16 protein-coding genes and 2 pseudogenes are annotated in these 19,718 nt (G+C 67.2%); 7 read left to right on the forward strand and 11 right to left on the reverse strand.

Annotation, left to right across the window (positions count from 1 at the left end; translation table 11 throughout):
- The first annotated feature begins 22 nt into the window (after window positions 1–22).
- On the forward strand, window positions 23–628 hold the full coding sequence (locus ACQY5A_RS07940) for a YqgE/AlgH family protein (RefSeq protein ID WP_428339822.1): 606 nt from the start codon (window positions 23–25) through the stop codon (window positions 626–628).
- On the opposite strand, the gene ACQY5A_RS07945 is transcribed toward ACQY5A_RS07940, so the two are convergent.
- The 3 genes from ACQY5A_RS07945 to ACQY5A_RS07955 are packed head-to-tail and all read right to left on the reverse strand — an operon-like array spanning window position 625 to window position 2,938.
- Window positions 625–1,623: a bile acid:sodium symporter family protein gene (locus ACQY5A_RS07945; RefSeq protein WP_428339945.1), complete on the reverse strand. Its 999-nt coding sequence runs from the start codon at window positions 1,621–1,623 to the stop codon at window positions 625–627. The genes ACQY5A_RS07940 and ACQY5A_RS07945 overlap by 4 nt on opposite strands.
- Window positions 1,624–1,638: 15 nt before the next feature.
- Complete coding sequence (locus ACQY5A_RS07950; RefSeq protein WP_428339823.1) at window positions 1,639–1,983, reverse strand: hypothetical protein; 345 nt, start codon at window positions 1,981–1,983, stop codon at window positions 1,639–1,641.
- 46 nt (window positions 1,984–2,029) lie between these two features.
- Window positions 2,030–2,938 carry an LpqN/LpqT family lipoprotein gene (locus ACQY5A_RS07955; protein WP_428339824.1) on the reverse strand — a complete coding sequence of 303 codons (909 nt, stop codon included), beginning with the start codon at window positions 2,936–2,938 and terminating at the stop codon, window positions 2,030–2,032.
- Between the two features lie 186 nt (window positions 2,939–3,124).
- Here ACQY5A_RS07955 and leuS point away from each other — a divergent pair, with 186 nt between their 5' ends.
- Window positions 3,125–5,992, forward strand: a complete 2,868-nt coding sequence (gene leuS / locus ACQY5A_RS07960) for a leucine--tRNA ligase (protein ID WP_428339825.1) — start codon at window positions 3,125–3,127, stop codon at window positions 5,990–5,992.
- Between the two features lie 84 nt (window positions 5,993–6,076).
- Here leuS and ACQY5A_RS07965 read toward each other — a convergent pair whose 3' ends face one another.
- The 5 genes from ACQY5A_RS07965 to ACQY5A_RS07985 are packed head-to-tail and all read right to left on the reverse strand — an operon-like array spanning window position 6,077 to window position 10,645.
- Window positions 6,077–6,745 carry an SDR family oxidoreductase gene (locus ACQY5A_RS07965; RefSeq protein ID WP_428339826.1) on the reverse strand — a complete coding sequence of 223 codons (669 nt, stop codon included), beginning with the start codon at window positions 6,743–6,745 and terminating at the stop codon, window positions 6,077–6,079.
- A gap of 47 nt (window positions 6,746–6,792) precedes the next feature.
- A complete protein-coding gene (locus ACQY5A_RS07970) occupies window positions 6,793–7,302 on the reverse strand; it encodes a MarR family winged helix-turn-helix transcriptional regulator (protein WP_428339827.1) in 510 nt (169 codons plus the stop codon).
- 54 nt (window positions 7,303–7,356) lie between these two features.
- Window positions 7,357–8,088: an amino acid ABC transporter ATP-binding protein gene (locus ACQY5A_RS07975; RefSeq protein WP_428339828.1), complete on the reverse strand. Its 732-nt coding sequence runs from the start codon at window positions 8,086–8,088 to the stop codon at window positions 7,357–7,359.
- Entirely contained in the window at window positions 8,085–9,863 is a 1,779-nt protein-coding gene (locus ACQY5A_RS07980; protein WP_428339829.1) for an ABC transporter substrate-binding protein/permease, read from the reverse strand. The genes ACQY5A_RS07975 and ACQY5A_RS07980 overlap by 4 nt, the downstream gene beginning before the upstream one ends.
- Window positions 9,860–10,645, reverse strand: coding sequence for an LLM class F420-dependent oxidoreductase (locus ACQY5A_RS07985; protein ID WP_428339830.1), 786 nt, complete (start codon window positions 10,643–10,645; stop codon window positions 9,860–9,862). Before ACQY5A_RS07985 ends, ACQY5A_RS07980 begins: the two co-directional genes overlap by 4 nt.
- A 38-nt stretch (window positions 10,646–10,683) precedes the next feature.
- Between ACQY5A_RS07985 and ACQY5A_RS07990 the strand changes: the two are divergent.
- Window positions 10,684–10,870 (forward strand): annotated as a pseudogene (locus ACQY5A_RS07990) (diguanylate cyclase); the annotation flags it as partial.
- 24 nt (window positions 10,871–10,894) lie between these two features.
- On the opposite strand, the gene ACQY5A_RS07995 reads toward ACQY5A_RS07990, so the two are convergent.
- The 3 genes from ACQY5A_RS07995 to ACQY5A_RS08005 all read right to left on the reverse strand — a co-directional run bounded on the left by ACQY5A_RS07995 (window position 10,895) and on the right by ACQY5A_RS08005 (window position 13,580).
- Complete coding sequence (locus ACQY5A_RS07995; RefSeq protein WP_428339831.1) at window positions 10,895–11,797, reverse strand: alpha/beta fold hydrolase; 903 nt, start codon at window positions 11,795–11,797, stop codon at window positions 10,895–10,897.
- 101 nt (window positions 11,798–11,898) lie between these two features.
- Window positions 11,899–12,996, reverse strand: coding sequence for an inositol-3-phosphate synthase (locus ACQY5A_RS08000; protein ID WP_428339832.1), 1,098 nt, complete (start codon window positions 12,994–12,996; stop codon window positions 11,899–11,901).
- Between the two features lie 41 nt (window positions 12,997–13,037).
- The gene (locus tag ACQY5A_RS08005) at window positions 13,038–13,580 is read right to left on the reverse strand and encodes a PadR family transcriptional regulator (protein ID WP_428339833.1); all 543 of its coding nucleotides are present in this window, start codon (window positions 13,578–13,580) and stop codon (window positions 13,038–13,040) included.
- 215 nt (window positions 13,581–13,795) lie between these two features.
- Between ACQY5A_RS08005 and ACQY5A_RS08010 the strand changes: the two are divergent.
- The 4 genes and pseudogenes from ACQY5A_RS08010 (at window position 13,796) to ACQY5A_RS08025 (ending at window position 19,665) form a co-directional block, all read left to right on the forward strand.
- Window positions 13,796–14,975, forward strand: a pseudogene (locus ACQY5A_RS08010) (LLM class flavin-dependent oxidoreductase).
- Between the two features lie 58 nt (window positions 14,976–15,033).
- Entirely contained in the window at window positions 15,034–15,468 is a 435-nt protein-coding gene (locus ACQY5A_RS08015) for a DUF5318 family protein (protein WP_428339834.1), read from the forward strand.
- Window positions 15,461–17,968 carry a transglycosylase domain-containing protein gene (locus ACQY5A_RS08020; RefSeq protein ID WP_428339835.1) on the forward strand — a complete coding sequence of 836 codons (2,508 nt, stop codon included), beginning with the start codon at window positions 15,461–15,463 and terminating at the stop codon, window positions 17,966–17,968. Before ACQY5A_RS08015 ends, ACQY5A_RS08020 begins: the two co-directional genes overlap by 8 nt.
- On the forward strand, window positions 17,965–19,665 hold the full coding sequence (locus ACQY5A_RS08025) for a glycosyltransferase family 87 protein (RefSeq protein WP_428339836.1): 1,701 nt from the start codon (window positions 17,965–17,967) through the stop codon (window positions 19,663–19,665). Before ACQY5A_RS08020 ends, ACQY5A_RS08025 begins: the two co-directional genes overlap by 4 nt.
- Window positions 19,666–19,718: the final 53 nt, after the last annotated feature.

Consider the following 19,718-nt stretch of genomic DNA (forward strand, 5'->3'; position numbering starts at 1 on the left):
GCCCGGATGCCATGATGGACAGGTGGCGCAGTCCGAAGACCCCGAGGATTTCATCGCCCCGGCCGCACACCGGGTGCGAGCCGGGACTTTGCTTCTGGCGAATACGGATTTGCTCGAGCCGACGTTCCGCCGCAGCGTGATCTACATCGTCGAGCACAACGACGGGGGCACGTTGGGCGTGGTGCTCAACCGGCCCAGCGAGACCGCGGTCTACAACGTGCTGCCGCAGTGGGCCAAGCTGTCGCAGAAGCCGAAGACGATGTTCGTTGGCGGACCGGTCAAGCGTGATGCGGCGTTGTGCTTGGCGGTGTTACGGATCGGCGCCGTCGCCGACGACGTGCCCGGGCTGCGGCATGTGGCCGGCCGGATGGCGATGGTCGACCTGGACGCCGACCCGGAGTTGATCGCCCCGGCGGTGGAGGGTGTCCGGATCTTCGCCGGCTACTCCGGCTGGACGATCGGCCAACTGGAAGGCGAGATCGAACGCGACGACTGGATTGTGTTGTCGGCCTTGCCATCTGACGTCCTGGTCGAGCCGCGGGTAGATCTGTGGGGCCGGGTGCTGCGGCGCCAGCCGCAGCCGCTGTCGATGCTGGCCACCCACCCGATCGACGTCAGCCGCAACTAGGCGGGCGCAGCCGCGGCCGCTTCGTCGTCGAGGGAGTCGCGGGAGAGCCGGCTCGCGATCACCGAGCACACGATCAGCTGGATCTGGTGAAAGATCATCAGCGGCAACATGATCACGCCGACGGTTGCAGCGGGAAAGAACACCAGTGCCATCGGAAGCCCGGACGCCAGGCTCTTTTTCGAGCCGCAGAACAGCAGCACGATCCGGTCGCCGCGATCCAGGCCGACCGCTCGGCCGACGAACCAGGTGAACGCCAGCACCACTGCCAGCAGCACGGCGTTGACGGCCGCGACGATCCCCAACTGCCACGGGTCGACGCTGGCCCAGATGTGCTCCACCATGCCCATCGAGAACGCGGTGTAGACGACCAACAGGATCGACCCACGGTCGACGGCCTTGGTCAACACCGCGTGCCGGACGACCCAGTCGGCGATCCACGGCCGCATCAACTGGCCCGCCACGAAGGGCAGCAGCAGTTGCAGCAGCACGTCGCGGACCGCGGTGGCGTCCATCCGGGCGCCGCCGTTGGTGTTCATCAGCAACACGACCAGCAGCGGAGTCAGCGCGATCCCGACGATGTTGGACAGCGATGCGCTGACCAGCGCGGCCGAAACGTTGCCCCGCGCAATCGAGGTGAACGCGATCGACGACTGCACGGTCGACGGGACCAGGCACAAGAACAGCAGCCCGTTGTACAGGTCGAGGTTCAGCAGCCACGGCACCAGGCCGCGGCAGGCCAGCCCGAGCAGCGGAAACAGCACGAAGGTGGTGGCCAGCACCAGCAGGTGCAGCCGCCAGCGCTTGACGCCCTGCCAGGCCTGCTGCGGCGAGAGCCGGGCACCGTAAAGCCAAAACAGCAGGGCGATAACGACTTTGGCGGCCACCGACATCACGTCGGCGAATCCGCCGCGGGCCGGGAACACCGCGGCCAGCGCGACGGTCGCGGCCATGGCCAGCAGGAAGGAGTCAATCGGCAGCGCCGAGAGCCTTTTCAGCATCGGGCGTACCCGTCAATGGCAGGCGAGCGTGCAGCCCGCGCAGACCGCGCCGCAGCCGCCCACGACAGCCTCTTCCCGGCGCAGCGCGAATCGTGCGGTCTGGTACGACCCGGCGGCGATCGTCCCGATGGCGCCGACGATGCACACGCAGACGACGGTGAGCGCGGTGGCCGGCCGCGCGGCCAGAGCCACAGCGCCGCCGACGGCCAGCATGGTGGCGGCGGCCAGCTGCGGTGGCGCGACGGAGCGCAGCACCAGCCCGGCGGTGCCGGTGACAACGGGACGGGTCAGCGACCGCACACCGAGAACGGCCAAGACCCCCGCCGCGCATACGCACAGCACTCCCGTGATGAGCATGGGGACACCATACGAGGCGGCCCGTCCGGGGTGCACCGCCCGGTGGTCAGTGCGCTAGTGCTTGGGGACCCCCAGGAGCGGGGAGCGCCGCCGGTGCGGCTGCCGGAGCCGGAGCTGGGGCTGGGGGCGGCGGCTGGTTGGACCCGGGCGCACCGGCCCGGAACCCGTTGATGATGCCGTCGGTGGCCTGCGCTTCGCCGACTCCTCCGCCGGCCTCGGTGGTCACGGCCAGCGACACCAGGTACTTGTCCGGTCCGGACGCGACGATCACATTGCGCTTCGAGGTGTTCAGCGTCATCTCGTTCTGCCGGTAGGTGCCCTCGATGATCGACGACGCGGAACCGTTGTAGTCGGCCAGCGAGGCGTTCGTGGTGCGCCAGGCGGGCAGCTGCTGGCTGTCGATGTAACCGTGGGAGATGGCCTCATGCGGATCGAAATCGCCGACCAGTCGGTAGACCACGAGCTGGGCGTTCGGGTTGTAGAGGCTGGTGCTGCGGCGGTTGGCGGTCACGACGAACGCGTCCGGGACGTTGGGGTCGGGGACCTGCGTCCAGCCTTGCGGCATCGGCAGGACGAGGTCGAGCGCGCTGAACCCCGGAGCCTTTTGCGGCTCCATCTTGACGGCCTTGCTGTTGAAGAAGTCGCGCATCGTTCCGGCGGCGGCCGGCAACAGCGCCGGCGGGGCGGCGGCCTGCGGCGGGGGCGCCGGTGCGGGTACGACCGGGGCCGCGACGGGCGCAACCGCCTGTGGCGCCAGCCCGGGCATGGCGTTGCCGAGCGCTCCGGGAGCTGCGGCGACGGCCTGCGGCGCGGGGGCGGGGATCGGTGCGGGGACGGGCCGAGGCGGGAATACCGGGTCGGCCGACGCGGTGGGGGTGGCGAGGCTCAGCACGCCGGCGGCACCGACGGCCAGACCTGCGACCGTCACTCGCCAGCTACGGGCTGTCTGCTTCATTGCGTTCGGTCCTTCGGGTCGTTACTTGAGGCGCAGAAAGCGACTGTAACCAGGGGTAAGCGCCGGCAACCAGCACTGGAATCGAGCTGCAACAGAGCTGGGATAAACCCCTGACCGCTCTGCAATCCAACCGAGACCGTCGGTGGTCGGCGGGTCGCGCGACGCCGCCCTTATAACCTGTTGGGCGTGACCGACTCCGACCCCACATCTGCCGATGAGGCCGGTTCGGCCGTGCCGCGGTACCGCTATACCGCGGACCTGGCCGGCCGCATCGAACAGACCTGGCAGGACAACTGGACCCGGCTGGGGACCTTCAACGTGCCCAACCCGGTCGGTTCGCTGGCGCCGCCGGACGGCTCACCGATACCCGACAACAAGATGTTCGTCCAGGACATGTTCCCGTACCCGTCCGGCGAGGGGCTGCACGTCGGTCACCCGCTCGGCTACATCGCCACCGACGTCTACGCCCGCTATTTCCGGATGCTGGGCCGTAATGTGCTGCACGCGTTGGGTTTCGACGCGTTCGGCTTGCCGGCCGAGCAGTATGCGGTGCAGACCGGCACGCACCCGCGCAGCCGCACCGAGGCCAACATCGTCAACTTCCGGCGCCAGCTCGGCCGGCTGGGGTTCGGTCACGACAGCCGGCGCAGCTTTTCCAGCACCGACGTCGACTTCTACAAGTGGACGCAGTGGATCTTCCTACAGATTTACAACGCCTGGTTCGACACCGGCGCCGGCAAGGCCCGCCCGATCGCCGAACTGGTCGACGAGTTCGATTCCGGCGCACGCCAATTGGACGACGACCGGGTGTGGTCGACACTGTCTACGGGTGAGCGTGCCGACGTGATCGACGGGCACCGGCTGGTGTACCAGTCCGAATCGATGGTCAACTGGTGCCCGGGCCTGGGCACCGTGCTGGCCAATGAAGAGGTCACGGCCGACGGCCGCAGCGAGCGGGGTAACTTCCCGGTGTTCCGGAAGCGGCTGCGGCAGTGGATGATGCGGATCACCGCCTACTCCGACCGGCTGCTCGATGACCTCGACGTGCTGGACTGGCCGGAGAAGGTCAAGACCATGCAGCGCAACTGGATCGGGCGGTCCACCGGCGCGGCTGTGTTGTTCTCGGCGGCGGCGGGCGATATCGAGGTGTTCACCACCCGCCCCGACACCCTGTTCGGCGCAACCTATGTGGTGTTGGCGCCGGAGCACGATCTGGTCGACGCCCTGGTCGCCTCGAGTTGGCCGGAGGGGACGGATCCGCGTTGGACCTACGGCGCCGACACCCCCGGGCGGGCCGTCGCCGCCTACCGGCAGGCCATCGCGGCCAAGTCCGACCTGGAGCGCCTGGAGAACAAGACCAAGACCGGCGTCTTCCTCGGCGCTTATGCGACCAACCCGGCCAATGCCGAACAGGTGCCGATCTTCATCGCCGACTACGTGCTGGCCGGATACGGCACCGGCGCGATCATGGCCGTCCCGGGCCACGACCAGCGCGACTGGGTGTTCGCCAGCGAGTTCGACCTGCCGATCGTCGAAGTCATTGCCGGCGGCGATGTTTCGCTGGCGGCGTACGTCGGCAATGGCGTTCTGGTGAACTCGGATTACCTCAACGGTTTCGAGGTGGCGGCCGCCAGGGAAGCGGTCACCGCGCGGCTGGAAGCCGGGGGCCACGGCCGCGGCCGCATCGAATACAAGTTGCGCGACTGGCTTTTCGCGCGACAACGCTACTGGGGTGAGCCGTTTCCGATCGTCTACGACAGCGACGGACGCGCGCACGCGCTGGACAACGCGTCCCTGCCGGTCGAACTGCCGGACGTCGGAGACTATTCGCCCGTGCTGTTCGACCCCGATGACGCCGGCAGCGAGCCGTCGCCGCCGCTGGGCAAGGCGACCGAATGGGTCAACGTCGAGCTGGATCTCGGCGACGGGCTCAAGCCGTACACCCGCGACACCAACGTCATGCCGCAGTGGGCCGGCAGCTCCTGGTACGAGCTGCGCTACGCCGACCCGCACAACCCGGATCGCTTCTGCGGCAAGGAGAACGAGGCCTACTGGATGGGGCCCCGGCCGGCCGAGCACGGTGCGGGCGACCCCGGTGGTGTCGACCTCTACGTCGGCGGCGCCGAGCACGCCGTGCTGCACCTGCTCTATTCGCGGTTCTGGCACAAGGTGCTCTACGACCTCGGCCACGTCAGCTCCTGGGAGCCGTACCGGCGGCTGGTCAACCAGGGCTACATCCAGGCGTTCGCCTACACCGATGCCCGCGGGGCCTACGTGTTGGCCGCTGATGTCATCGAGCGGGATGGCGCGTTCTTCTACCCGGGTCCCGACGGGGAGATCGAAGTCTTCCAGGAATTCGGGAAAATCGGTAAGAGCCTGAAGAATTCGATCTCACCGGACGAGATGTGCGACGACTATGGCGCCGACACTCTGCGGGTGTACGAGATGGCGATGGGCCCGATCGAGGCATCCCGGCCGTGGGCCACCAAAGACGTCGTCGGGGCGCACCGGTTCCTGCAGCGGGCTTGGCGGCTTGTCGTCGACGAGAACTCCGGTGACGTCCGGGTGACCGATGACGACCTGGACACCGACACGCTGCGGCTGCTGCACCGGACCATCGCCGGGGTCTCCGAAGACTATGCGGCACTGCGCAACAACACCGCCGTGGCCAAGCTGATCGAGTACACGAATCACCTGACCAAGCAGCACCGGGACTCGGTGCCGCGGGCGGCGGCCGAGCCGCTGGTGCTGCTGCTGGCACCGCTGGCGCCGCATCTGGCCGAGGAGCTGTGGCAGCGGCTCGGGCACCCGAATTCGCTTGCGCACGGGCCATTCCCGGTCGCCGAGCCGGCGTATCTGGTTGAGGACACCGTGGAGTATCCCGTGCAGGTCAACGGCAAGGTGCGGGGCCGGATCACGGTCGCGGCCAGCTCCGACGCCGACGCTGTCGAGACCGCGGCCCTGGCCGACGAGAAGGTGCAGGCATTTCTGGCCGGCGGCACCCCGAAAAAGGTGATCGTCGTTCCCGGCAAGATGGTCAACCTGGTCGTCTGAGAGTCGAGTGTGCAGGTTGTATGCGCCCCTTGAGGCAACAGTGCCCGAATTTGCTTCGTAACCCGCACAGTCGATGCGCGGCGGTCAGCCGCGTGGTCGCAGGATGACCTCGTTCAAATGACCGTCGGCCGCAGTGTTGACCGCTTGGGCGACCGCAGCGGCGACGGTGTCCGCGCGCAGGAGCCGGCCGGCGTCGTAGTCGCCGCCCTCGAATGACACCAGCTCGCGTTGCATGTCGGTGTCGGTGCGGCCGGGGTAGACGGTGGTGACTCGAAGCGTGGGCTCGCTCAGCCGCAGCGAATCGGCGAAGGCGCGTAGAGCGAACTTGCTGGCCGAGTAGGACGCCATGTTCTTCGATGCGGTCCGGCCCGATCCGGAGTTGATGAACACCACCTGGCCGTCGTCGCGGCGCAACGCGGGCAGCAGCGCCAGCGTAACCGCCACTGCGCCAACTACATTCACCTCGAACGTGGTCCGCCACTGGTCGGGGGTGGATTCGGAGACCGGTCCGGGCAGCGACACTCCCGCGTTGTGCACCAGCACATTGAGTTCGCCGACGGCAGCGGCAGCGGCCTGGATGGAGTTGGCGTCCGTCACATCCAGCGGCAGTGCGGTGGCACCGAGGCGCTCCGCGGTGGCGTGCAGCGCGGGCGATGATCGACCGGCCAGGTACAGGGTATGGGTCGGCGCCAGGGCATCGGCGATCGCGGCGCCGATCCCTCGGCTGGCACCGGTGATGAGCGCTGTCCGCATGCTCGCCAGCTTAGAGGGCCGCGCTGGCAGCTAAGCGCAGCAACGGTTTACGCGGTCGAGTCGCCGTTGGTCGCGGCTGCCGTGCTGCCTACCGGCTCGCTGGCAGCCAGGCGTTCCAGCGGCGCGAGCGCCGTGGTGAGCGACTCCAGGTCGGATCCGCTGAGTTGGCTCAGCAACGTGACCAGAGCGCCGATCCGGTTGGTCAGGGACTCCCGATGAACGGCGAGGCCTCGCGGGGTGATGTCGACGAGAACGGCACGGAGATCCGACGGATCACGCGAACGCTTCACCAGGCCGACCTTCTCCAGGCGGCGAATCGCCACCGTCGTGGTGGGCGTGCGGACGCGCTCATGCGCGGCGAGATCGGTCATCCGGATCGGTCCGCGGTCGAGCAAGGTGACCAGGATCGACAACTGGGCGAGGGTGAGGTCGCTGGCCGTCGCCGCGCCGGCGCTGGGATCGCCCCGCCGCAGGATCGAGAACAGCTTGGAAAGCGTACGGTGAAGCCCCTCCGCCAGCTCGGTGAGCTCGGGCACGGTGGCTTCGGTTTCCGCCATAGTTCGCTAGTCTAACCTGTCTGCCTTACAGCGGTCCGGAATCGGGTTTTGCTATCACAGGACCTGCGACAAGAAGCGTTGCAGCCGGTCGGTGGCCGCGGCCTCGAAGAGCTGCTCGGGTGGCCCGGTCTCCACCACCTGGCCGTGGTCCATGAACACGACAGCGTCGGACGTCGACCGGGCGAACGCCATTTCGTGGGTCACCACCAGCATCGTCATGCCGTCGGAGCCCAGATCGGCGATCAACGCCAGGATGCCCTTGATCAATTCGGGATCCAGCGCCGAGGTGGCTTCGTCGAACAGCATCACTTGTGGTCCCATTGCCAGCGCTCGGGCGATCGCCACCCTTTGCTGCTGGCCGCCGGACAGGGCGCCGGGCCGGCAGTCGGCCTTGTGTTTCATGCCGACCCGGTCCAATTGGGTGAGCGCCGACTCACGGGCCGCATCAGTGGACAGCCGTTTGAGCTTGCGCGGGGCCAGCATTACGTTGGCCAGCACGCTGAGATGGGGGAAGAGATTGAACTGCTGGAACACCATGCCGATCCGCTGCCGCACCGCGGCGGGGTCGTCGGCCAAGACGGACTGGCCGTCGAGCAGGATGTCGCCCTGGTCGGGCTCGTGCAGCCGGTTCAGGGTGCGCAGCAAGGTGGATTTCCCGGACCCCGACGGCCCGATCACCGCGACGGTGCTCCCGGCGGGCGCGGCGATGTCGACGCCGCACAACACCTTGTTGCGGCCGAACGACAAGTGAATTCCGTTGGCCGCCAACGCTACTGACTGGTTCATATCATCTCCTGACCAGCGGCCAACGCAAAGGTGTCGTCGGGTCCGGTCTCCGGCCTGCCCTCCCGAAGCCGGCGATCGACGACGTTGACCAGGTGGGTCAGCGGAATGGTCAGCGCCAGATAGAACAAGCCCGCGGCCACCAGCGGCGAGAGGCTGCCGGTTTGCGCGTTGAGGTCGCGGCCGACCTGGAAGAGCTCCCGCTGGCCGGCGATCAACCCCAGGAAGTACACCAGCGCGGACCCCTTCAGCAGCGCGATGAACTGGTTGACCAGCGCAGGCAGCACCCGACGGATTCCCTGCGGAATCACCACCAGGCGCATCGCGGTGCGATGGCTCAGCCCCAGCGCCCGAGCGGCGTCGAGCTGTCCGGGCTCGACGCTTTGGATTCCGGAGCGGAAGATCTCGCCGATATAGGCCGCCGCGGTCAGCCCCAGCGCCGCGATGCCCAGCGGGAACGGGTTGTTGTTCGTCAATCCGCCTACGAGGGGCCCGATTCCGAGCCCGATCACCAGAATGATCACCACCTCGGGCAGGCCGCGGAAGATGTCGGTGTAGATCCGCGACGGCCAGCGCAGCCAGCGGGACCGGGAGATGCCGGCGACCGCGAGCGCCATGCCCATTACCACTCCGATGACTGCGGAGCTGACCGTGAGGATCAGCGTATTGGGCAGGCCTACTGTCAGCATGGCGGGGATGGCTTGCTGGTAGAGGTCCCAGTCGAAGAACTGATCCCGCAGTTGGGCCAGCGTGGATTTCTCCGGCCCGGTGTCGGTCGTCTCACGGTGGTTGTGTGCGGCGATCGCCGCGAAATCCGGCAGGTGCGGAGTCGGCGCCGCTCGCGATCCCGGCTTCCAGTCCTGTGGCAAGGGCCGCGGCTCCCAGTCGGTGTACAGCTGCGACCAGGTGCCGTCGGCGATCACAGCGTCCAAGCCGGCGTTCAAGGCATCGATCAGCGGCTGGTTGTCTTTGGCGACCGGGAACGCGATGAAACTGCCCGGACTGTAGGTGTACGCGGCAACCTTGGCGCGGTCGCCGGGCCGCATCACTTTGTCCGCCTCCATCGCCGGCGCTACCCACGCGTCGACCTGATGGTTTTTCAGGCAGGTGTACAGGGTGGTGAAGTCGGGGAATTTCACCGGCTGCACATGCACCGTGTCGACGACGTAGGCCTCCTCGACCGTCCCCTGGATGACGCCGATCCGCTGCCCGGCGCCCAGTTTGTCGAAGCTGTCCAGCGGCGAGCCGGTCGGGACGATCAGCGAGATGTAACCGAAGTCGTAGCCATTAGTGAATCCAACTGTGCGACGGCGCTTTTCGGTGGCGATGATCGATGATGAGGCGACGTCGAAGCGTCCCGTCGCCACTTGAGCGAGCAGGCCGGCGAATTCGGTGCCGGCGAAGGCGACCTTCAGGCCCAGCTTTGCCGCGACCGAGCCCAACAGCTCGTTGTCAAAGCCGGTGAAGCGCCCGGACGCATTCAGGCAGCTGGTCGGGGGACCTCCCGGCTGGGTACCGATGGTCAGGGTCCGCGGGGTGTGCAATCCGAGCGCGTCGATATCCACCGCGCTCAACGGCTCGACGTCGGGGGTCGTGTAGTCGCGTTCCAATGGCGGGCTTGCGTGGACGAGCTTGCCCGGGAGGGCCATCGCGCCCTCCTTGCCGGACGGCTTGCACATGTGATTGCTGTCAGCCGCGGCCGGCGCCGCCGCGACCAGCGTCCAGGTCAGCAGGATCGTCGCGAACAGCGCGGACAGCCTGGATGCGCCGGCGCTCATGCCCGATCACGCCACCGGCACAGATCCTCGGCGTCGCTCAGGTCGTAGTCCGGACCGTTGACGCCGACGGTCAACAGTGTCACGCCGAGGGCTACCAACCCGTCCGCGTCGGCCAGCAGATTTTCGGCGTTGACGCCGGCCGAGCGCTCGATGGTGTCGGGGTCGCGGCCCACCGCCGTGCAGTGCTCGGCAAGCACGTCGGCGGCCTGCGGGTAACTGTCGACGGTGGTGAACCCATGCCAGATATCACCGTGTTCGGCGACCAATCGCAGGGTCTTCTTCGGGCCTTTGCCGCCGATCAGCAGCGGGATGTCGCGGGTGGGCGGCGGATTCAGCTTGGACAGCCGGTCGTTGATCCGCGGCAGCGCGCTGCCCAGATCGTCCAGGCGGCTGCCGGCAGTGCCGAACTCGTAGCCGTACTCGTCGTAATCCTTTTCCTTCCAACCCGATCCGATGCCCAGGATCAGCCGGCCACCCGAGATGTGGTCGACGGTGCGGGCCATATCGGCCAGCAACTCGGGGTTGCGGTAGGAGTTACAGGTCACCAGGGCACCGATTTCGATACGCGAGGTCTGCTCGGCCCAGGCGCCGAGCATGGTCCAGCATTCGTAGTGCGCGCCGTCCGGATCGCCGTAGAGCGGGAAGAAGTGATCCCAGTTGAAGGCGACGTCGACGCCGATGTCCTCGCATCGGCGCACGGCATCGCGCAGGTTGCTGTAATCGGAGGTGTGCTGAGGCTGCAGCTGGACGCCGATGCGGATCGGCCGGTCGGAAGAAGTCATGGCCTCCACCGTAGGCCCGGCGATACGCTCGTCAACAAATGGCCGAACGCATCGCTGGCATCGATATCCCCGACACTGCGCTGGTCAGAACAATAACGGCGCACATTCGGGACGCCGAAGGCGACCTACTGTTCAACCACTCCCGCCGAGTGTTCATCTTCGGGGCCTTGCAGGGCCAACGGCGTGGGCTGCCCGAACCTGGAGTTGCTGTATGCCGGCGCGATGCAACTCCTGGCCCGAGTAGGCGGCTCAGGCGTCGCCGAGCACGCCCCGCAGGATCTCGATCAGCACCAGCGGCTGATCGCTCTGCACCGAGTGGCCCGAGTTCTCCACGACCTGCAGGCCGCGAAATTGCTGTGCGCGCCGGGCAAGTTCGTCGGCGTCCTCGTCGGTGACGAAGCCCGACGTGGCGCCGCGTACCAATCGAACCGGCGCCGACAGGCCGGCGATGTCATCCCACAGGCCGTCGAAGTCGGGGAATTCCCGGATAGTGTCCCAGCGCCACGTCCAGGTGCCGTTATCGAGTTGCTTGGTGTTGTGAAAAACGCCGCGGCGCAACGATTTCCGGTCGCGGTGCGGTGCCGCGGCGGTGGTGATCTCGAGGATCGCGTCGAAGCTGGGAAACTCGCGGTCGCCCTGCATCAACGCGACGGTGCCCTGCTGCTCTTTGGTCATCTCGGTGACCCGCTTCATTGCCGACGGGGTGACGTCGACCAGTACGAGCTCGCGCACCAGCCGCGGGGCGATGGCCCCGAGCCCGATTGCGGTCAGCCCGCCCAGCGACATGCCGACCACCAGCTCGGCCTCCGGGGCCAGCTCGCTGACCACCGGCGCCGCGGCCGCCGCGTTGTGCTGCGGTGAATAGTTGCCGTCTTCACGCCACGCCGAATGCCCGTGGCCGGGCAGGTCGACCGACAGCGCGGGCACACCCAGACCGACGATCACGGTGTCCCAGGTATGCGCGTTCTGCCCGCCGCCGTGGAAGAACACCACCCGCGGCGACGCCTTGCCCCACTGCAACGCGCTGACGCGGCCGACCTCGACGCGTCGCACCGACGGCAGCGGACCGGTGACGCCGGCCTGCTCGGCGTTCTCGGACAGCAGCCCGAATTCGGACAGCCCAACCAGGTCGTCGTCGGAGATGTCGGTCATGGCTCTCGACACTAACGAGCCGGGCACGCGCGCCGCGAGCGTAACGCTGAAGCGACTTTCGACCCCGAACGCGACGCTGCCGTTACCCTCGGCGCTGAGCGTTAGCCCTCGATGATGAACTCTTCGAGCTTGGTACGGGCAATGTCGTCTGCCATCTGCTTCGGCGGGCTCTTCATCAGGTACGCCGACGCGGCGACGACCGGTCCACCGATACCGCGGTCCTTGGCGATCTTCGCCGCCCGTACCGCGTCGATGATGACGCCGGCCGAGTTCGGCGAGTCCCACACCTCGAGCTTGTATTCCAGGTTCAGCGGCACGTCACCGAAGGCGCGGCCCTCGAGGCGGACGTAGGCCCACTTGCGGTCGTCGAGCCAGCCGACGTGATCGGACGGACCGATGTGCACGTCTTTGGTCTTGAACTCGCGCTGCACGTTCGACGTGACGGCCTGGGTCTTGGAGATCTTCTTGGACTCCAGCCGCTCGCGCTCCAACATGTTGAGGAAGTCCATGTTGCCGCCGACGTTGAGCTGCATGGTGCGGTCGAGCTGCACACCGCGGTCTTCGAACAGCTTGGCCATCACGCGGTGCGTGATCGTGGCGCCGACCTGGCTCTTGATGTCGTCGCCGACGATCGGCACGCCGGCGTCGGTGAACTTCTTGGCCCACACCGGGTCGGACGCGATGAACACCGGCAGTGCGTTGACGAATGCCACTCCCGCGTCGATCGCGCACTGGGCGTAGAACTTGTCGGCTTGTTCGGAACCCACCGGCAGGTAGGAGACCATCACGTCGACCTGCGCGTCCTTGAGCGCCTTCACCACGTCGACAGCCTCGGTGTCAGAGATCTCGATCGTCTCCGCGTAGTACTTGCCGATGCCGTCGAGGGTCGGGCCGCGCTGCACCGTCACGTTGGTCGGCGGCACGTCGGAGATCTTGATGGTGTTGTTCTCTGACGCGAAGATCGCCTCGGACAGGTCGAAGCCCACCTTCTTGGCGTCCACGTCGAACGCGGCGACGAACTTCACGTCGCGAACGTGGTACTGGCCGAACTTCACGTGCATCAAGCCCGGCACGGTGCTGTTCTCGTCCGCGTCGTAGTAGTACTGGACGCCCTGAACAAGTGAGGACGCGCAGTTCCCGACGCCAACGATGGCGACTCTTACCTCGGTGGACGCCTGGGGCGCGTTCTGCTCACTCATGGGCGTACTCCTTAACTTTTTCTTTGGGGGGTGAGTTGGCTCTAGGCCTGCTCAGCGCTGCTTTGCGCTAAGCGTTCGGCCGCGATCAGTTCGTTGAGCCAGTTGACTTCGCGCTCGCTGGATTCCAGCCCGAGTTGGTGTAGCTGGCGGGTGTAGCGATCCAACGAGTTACTGGCCCGCGCGATTGCTTCACGCAAGCCTTCTCGTCGTTCTTCGACCTGGCGGCGACGGCCCTCCAGGATGCGCATCCGCGCTTCAGCCGGCGTGCGGTTGAAAAATGCCAGGTGCACGCCGAACCCGTCGTCGGTGTAGTTGCTCGGACCGGTATCAGCCACCAGCTCGCTGAAGCGCGACCGGCCCGCGTCGGTCAACTCGTAGACCCGCCGGGCCCGACGCACCGGCGTTCCGGCCGGCGCGGCGTTCTCGGCGATCATTCCGTCGGTCTGCATCCGCCGCAGCGCGGGATAGAGCGACCCGTAGGAGAAGGCCCGAAATGCCCCGAGCAGACCGGTCAACCGTTTGCGGAGCTCGTAGCCATGCATAGGCGACTCGAGCAAAAGTCCCAGGATGGCGAGCTCCAGCATTAAGTCACCACCTTTGCCCGATTGATTACGTCGCTGCTATGTCGAGATATTGTCTCGCGTCATAGTATCGGCCCGATATATTCGCCGCTACTTCGGGCGGACAACTGGTGTTCTCTCCAAGTTCAACCGCTGGTCGTTCAAGTTGCCGATCGGGTTGAAATCAGGATGGGTGCAAGCCTGGTGGCGACGGGCGCAGCCAGGCATAACCACACAACGTGTCACTTCATCTGCACTGGTTCCTTCCGACGTACGGCGACTCGCGGGACCTGATCGCCGGCGGGCACGGCAGCGGGATGCGCGGCGATCGGCCGGCGGACCTGAAATACCTCATCCAGCTCGCGCAGGCGGCTGAGATCAACGGCTTCGAGGCGGTGCTGACGCCGACCGGCCTGTGGTGCGAAGACGCCTGGCTGACCACCGCCATGCTGATCGGCAACACCGAGTCGCTGAAGTACCTGGTGGCGTTCCGGCCGGGGCTGATCAGCCCGACGCTGGCCGCGCAGATGTCGGCCACCTTCCAATGGCAATCGCAGGGCCGGCTGTTGCTCAACGTGGTCACCGGAGGCGAGAGCGCCGAGCAACGCGCCTTCGGCGACTTCCTGGAAAAGCAGGACCGCTACACCCGCTGCGGCGAGTTCCTGGACATCGTGAAGCAGCTGTGGACCTCCGAGACCCCGGTGACAGTGGCCGGTGAGCACCTGCGCGTCGAGCGGGCGTCGCTGGCGCGCCGGCCCGATCCGCTGCCGGGGGTGTTCTTCGGCGGCTCGTCACCGGAAGCCGGCCAGGTCGCGGCCCGTTACGCCGACACCTATCTGACCTGGGGTGAGCGGCCCGAGCAGGTCAAGGAGAAGCTGGACTGGATTCGCGGCCTGGCCGCCGCGCTGGGCAGGACTCTGAGCTACGGCATCCGGCTGCACGTCATCTCCCGCGATACCAGCGAGCAGGCGTGGGCCGAGGCGGAGCGGCTGCTGGGGGCGCTGAACCCCGAGACCGTGGCCGCCGCACAGCAGTCGCTGGCCCGCTCCGAATCGGTGGGCCAACGCCGCATGCGCCAATTGCACGGCGGCGGCCAGGATTACACGTCCGGGACGGATGCCCGACGGCTGGAGATCTATCCCAACCTGTGGTCTGGTGTCGGGCTGGTTCGCGGCGGCGCCGGTACCGCCCTGGTCGGCTCGCACGCCGAGGTCGCCGACCGCATCGCCGAATACGCCGAACTCGGTCTGGACCACCTCATCCTGTCCGGCTATCCGCACCTGGAGGAGGCCTACATCTTCGGCGAGGGCGTCCGCCCGATCCTTCGCGGAGCGGGGTCTGCTCGACGATGGTGCGCGAATCGGTCGAGCACCCGAGCCGGTCAGGTCGGCCTTCTTGCCCAGCGTCGGCGAGGCGTAGGTCGAAACGTGACCGACCTACCTCTGCGCACCGGCCGCGCAGACGTACTCTGGTCATCGTGCGATTGCAGCGACAGGTGGTGGACTACGCGCTCAAGCGTCGGTCGCTGCTGGCTGAGGTCTACTCGGGCCGCACCGGTGTCACCGAGGTCTGCGACGCCAACCCGTACCTGCTGCGCGCCGCCAAATACCACGGCAAGGTCAGCACGGTCATGTGCCCGATCTGCCGCAAAGAGCAGCTGACGCTGGTCTCGTGGGTGTTCGGCGAGCACCTCGGCGCGGTGTCGGGGTCGGCGCGGAGCGCCGAGGAGTTGGTCTTGTTGGCGTCGCGGTTCGAAGAGTTCGCGGTACATGTGGTGGAGGTATGTCGAACCTGCAGCTGGAATCACTTGGTCAAGTCGTATGTGCTCGGCGCGACACGCACGGCTCGCCCGCCGCGGAAGTCACGCAGCACTCGGACGGCGCGCGACGGCGCGCGCACGGCCAGTGAATAACGAAAGGCAGCAAGACCGATCAGCCGCTGACAACCCGAAAGGGGCAGGGGCCGATGGCGGCTCGAAGCAGACGCGGCAGGGCTCGGGCCGGCCGATCGTTCCGCCCGATGACCGGCTGACCACGATCCTGCCGCCGGTCAAGGACGACACCCCGAACCGTTTCAAGGACCCCATCGACGCGGTGAAGGCCGCGCTGGACGGACGGCCGACGTCCCGGCCATCGGACCGGCGCGACCCGGTCGAGATGGCCTCGTCCGCCCTGGACGCCAAGACGCCGCGGCGTCAGCAGCCGCCCCCCGGCGGCCCACCGCCAAGTGGCCCACCGCCGAGTGGCCCGCAGAAGGGACCGCCGCGACGCAAGCCACCGCAACCGGGCTGGGCTCAGCGGCTCGACTGGGAGTGGCTGAACCACATCAATGGGAAGTGGGTCCGTCGCGGGCTCTTCGTCAGCGCGGTGGTGCTCCTGCTGCTGCCGATCGTCACCTTCGCGATGGCCTACACCATCGTCGACATTCCCAAGCCCGGCGACATCCGCACCAACCAGGTTTCGACGATCCTGGCCAGCGACGGCTCGGAGCTGGCGAAAATCGTTCCACCCGAGGGCAATCGAGTCGACGTCAACATCGACCAGGTACCGGTGCACGTCCGCCAGGCGGTGATCGCCGCCGAGGACCGCAACTTCTACTCCAACCCGGGCTTCTCGTTCACCGGGTTCGCCCGAGCGTTCAAGAACAACATCTTCGGTGGCGACACGCAGGGTGGCTCGACGATCACCCAGCAGTACGTCAAGAACGCGTTGGTCGGAGCGCAGCGCGCCGGAGTCGGCGGCCTGATCCGCAAGGCCAAAGAACTCGTCATCGCCACGAAGATGACCGGGGAGTGGTCCAAAGACGATGTGCTGCAGGCCTATCTGAACATCATCTACTTCGGCCGGGGCGCCTACGGAATCTCGGCGGCCTCGCAGGCCTACTTCGGCAAGCCCGTCGAGCAACTCACCATCGCCGACGGCGCGCTGCTGGCCGCGCTGATCCAGCGGCCGTCGACCCTGGACCCGGCGGTGAACCTGGTGGGCGCCCAGGGCCGGTGGAACTGGGTGCTCGACGGGATGGTCGACGACAAAGCCCTGACGCCGAAAGACCGCGCTGCGCAGCAGTTCCCGCCGACAGTGCCGGCCGATCAGGCCCGCCAGCAGAACCAGACCACCGGGCCGAACGGGCTGATCCAGCGACAGGTGACCAAGGAACTGCTCGAGTTGTTCAACATCGACGAGCAGACGCTGAATACCCAGGGATTGCAGATCACCACGGCGATCGATCCGACGGCGCAGAAGGCTGCCGAGGACGCGGTGGCGAAATACCTGGCCGGGCAGAACGCCGACATGCGGACCGCGGTGGTGTCGATCGACCCGCACAACGGCGCGGTGAAGGCGTATTACGGTGGCGCGGACGCCAACGGATTCGACTTCGCCCAGGCCGGGTTGCAGACCGGGTCGTCGTTCAAGGTGTTCGCGTTGATCGCCGCGCTCGAACAGGGCATCGGCTTGGGCTACCAGGTGGACAGCTCGCCGCTCACGGTCAACGGGATCAAGATCACCAACGTCGAGGGCGAAGGCTGCGGGGTCTGCAACATCGCCGAGGCGCTCAAGCGTTCGTTGAACACCTCCTACTACCGGCTGATGCTGAAGCTGAAGCACGGCCCGCAAGACGTGGCCGACGCCGCGCACCAGGCCGGCATCGCGGGCAGTTTCCCCGGGGTCTCGCACACGTTGTCCGAGGATGGCAAGGGCGGCCCGCCCAACAACGGAATTGTGTTGGGCCAGTACCAAACCCGGGCCATCGATATGGCCTCGGCCTACGCCACGCTGGCCGACTCCGGTATCTACCACCGCCCGCACTTCGTGCAAAAGGTGGTCAACGCCGACGGCAAGGTGCTGTTCGACGCGAGCGGCTCGGACAACTCCGGTGAGCAGCGGATCCCCAAGGACGTCGCCGACAACGTCACGTCGGCGATGCAGCCGATCGCGTCGTATTCGCGCGGACATGCGCTGGCCGGCGGACGGCCGTCGGCGTCCAAGACCGGCACCACCCAATTCGGTGACACCGACGCCGACAAGGACGCCTGGATGGTGGGTTACACCCCCTCGCTGTCGACGGCGGTCTGGCTCGGGACCGTGCGCGGCGACGTGCCGCTGGTGACCAAGGGCGGTGCCGCGGTCTACGGATCCGGTCTGCCGTCGGACATTTGGAAGTCGACGATGGACGGCACGCTCAAAGGCACCACGAACGAAACCTTCCCGAAGCCCACCGAGATCGGCGGCTCCGCCGGCGTGCCGGCCGCGCCGCCACCCGCACCGGAGCCTCCGCAGATGACGGTCATCCAGCCCACGATGGAAATCGCACCGGGCATCACGATTCCGGTCGGGCCGCCGACCACCGTCCCGGTGGCGCCGGTGCCTCCGCCGCCGGCAGCGGCGGAGCCGGGACCGCCGCCTCCGCCGTGACCGTCGCCGAGACGGATCACGCCGACATCTCACCGCGGCCGCTGGCCGGTGATCTACGCTCCGCTGATGATCGGGATTGCCCGAGCCGCACCGACTTTCTGGGCGCGGCGCTGTCGAATGTAGTGGGCGGTCCGGTAGGCCGGCACGCGATCATCGGGCGCACCCGGATCCTGACGCCGCTGCGGGTGATGTTCCTGATCGCACTGGTGTTTTTGGCGCTGGGCTGGTCGACCAAAGCGCCGTGCCTGCAGACCGTCGGGACCGGGCCGGGTGATCAGCGCGTCGCCAACTGGCAGAACCAGCGGGCCTACTACGAGTTGTGCTACTCCGACACCGTGCCGCTGTACGGCGCGGAGTTGTTGAGCCAGGGCCGTTTTCCGTACAAGTCGAGCTGGATCGAGAAGGACGGCAGCGGCAAACCGCAAACCCGCTACGACGGCAAGCCGGCGGTGCGCTACATGGAGTATCCGGTGCTCACCGGGGTGTACCAGTACGTGTCGATGTCGTTGGCCAAGACCTACACCGCCGTCACCCGGATGATTCCGCTGCCGGTGGTGGCCGAGGTGGTGGTGTTCTTCGACATTGCCGCGCTCGGCCTGGCGCTGGCCTGGTTGGCGACGCTGTGGGCCACGGCCGGGCTGGCCGGACGACGGGTGTGGGACGCCGCCCTGGTGGCGGCATCGCCGTTGGTGATCTTCCAGATCTTCACGAATTTCGATTCCCTGGCAACGGCTTTCGCAGTCGGTGGTCTGCTGGCCTGGGCGCGACGGCGGCCGTTGCTCGCCGGGGTGCTGATCGGTTTGGGTGGCGCGGCCAAGCTGTATCCGCTGTTGTTGTTGGGCCCGCTGCTGGTGCTGGGCATCCGGACCGGGCGCTTGCGGGAGGTGGCCCGCACCGCGGCCGCCGCGGCGGTGACGTGGCTGCTGGTGAATCTGCCGGTGCTGCTGCTCTTTCCGCGGGGCTGGTCGGAGTTCTTCCGGCTGAACGCCCGTCGCGGCGAGGACATGGATTCGCTCTACAACGTCGTCAAATCTCTCACCGGCTGGGCGGGTTTCGATTCCGACATCGGTTTCTGGCAGCCGCCGCAGATCCTGAACAGCGTCGTGCTGGTTCTGCTCGTATTATGTTGCGCCGCAATCGGTTACGTCGCACTGACGGCGCCGCGCCGGCCACGGCTGGCGCAGCTGGTCTTTCTGGTGGTGGCCGCGTTCCTGTTGACCAACAAGGTGTGGAGCCCGCAGTTTTCGCTGTGGCTGGTGCCGCTGGCGGTGCTGGCGCTGCCGCACCGGCGAATTCTGTTGGCGTGGATGACCATTGACGCGCTGGTGTGGGTGCCACGGATGTACTACCTCTACAGCGTGCCCGATCGGGGATTGCCTCAGCAGTGGTTCACCACCACGGTGCTGCTGCGCGACGTCGCGGTGCTGGTCTTGTGCGTGCTGGTGATCCGCCAGGTCTATCGGCCCGAGGAGGATCTGGTGCGCTGGGGCGGACGGGTGGACGATCCGGCCGGCGGAGTGTTCGACCGCGCTCCCGACGCACCACCAGGCTGGCTGTCTGCGCGGCTGCGCCCAGCCGGGCTACGGCAGACGGTCGCAGCCGGCGCCCCGACCGATCGTGCAACCGCGGCGTCGAGTGTGGATCCTGGGCGAGAATCCGGCGAGATTCCCGCCCCTGGCGCACACTCGGAACGCTGAGTGCACACTCGACGTGTCTCATTGGCTGGAAGTGCAGGATTTCGCAGGTCCGG

The sequence above is a fragment of the Mycobacterium sp. genome (genome assembly GCF_965277065.1).
Taxonomy (GTDB): Bacteria; Actinomycetota; Actinomycetes; order Mycobacteriales; family Mycobacteriaceae; genus Mycobacterium.

Bases quoted from the DNA above. Each gene is read 5' to 3' on its own strand.
- ACQY5A_RS07950 (WP_428339823.1), bottom strand. From the start codon at position 1,983: ATGCTCATCACGGGAGTGCTGTGCGTATGCGCGGCGGGGGTCTTGGCC.
- ACQY5A_RS07955 (WP_428339824.1), bottom strand. From the start codon at position 2,938: ATGAAGCAGACAGCCCGTAGCTGGCGAGTGACGGTCGCAGGTCTGGCC.
- ACQY5A_RS07965 (WP_428339826.1), bottom strand. From the start codon at position 6,745: ATGCGGACAGCGCTCATCACCGGTGCCAGCCGAGGGATCGGCGCCGCG.
- ACQY5A_RS07970 (WP_428339827.1), bottom strand. From the start codon at position 7,302: ATGGCGGAAACCGAAGCCACCGTGCCCGAGCTCACCGAGCTGGCGGAG.
- ACQY5A_RS07975 (WP_428339828.1), bottom strand. From the start codon at position 8,088: ATGAACCAGTCAGTAGCGTTGGCGGCCAACGGAATTCACTTGTCGTTC.
- ACQY5A_RS07980 (WP_428339829.1), bottom strand. From the start codon at position 9,863: ATGAGCGCCGGCGCATCCAGGCTGTCCGCGCTGTTCGCGACGATCCTG.
- ACQY5A_RS07985 (WP_428339830.1), bottom strand. From the start codon at position 10,645: ATGACTTCTTCCGACCGGCCGATCCGCATCGGCGTCCAGCTGCAGCCT.
- ACQY5A_RS07995 (WP_428339831.1), bottom strand. From the start codon at position 11,797: ATGACCGACATCTCCGACGACGACCTGGTTGGGCTGTCCGAATTCGGG.
- ACQY5A_RS08000 (WP_428339832.1), bottom strand. From the start codon at position 12,996: ATGAGTGAGCAGAACGCGCCCCAGGCGTCCACCGAGGTAAGAGTCGCC.
- ACQY5A_RS08005 (WP_428339833.1), bottom strand. From the start codon at position 13,580: ATGCTGGAGCTCGCCATCCTGGGACTTTTGCTCGAGTCGCCTATGCAT.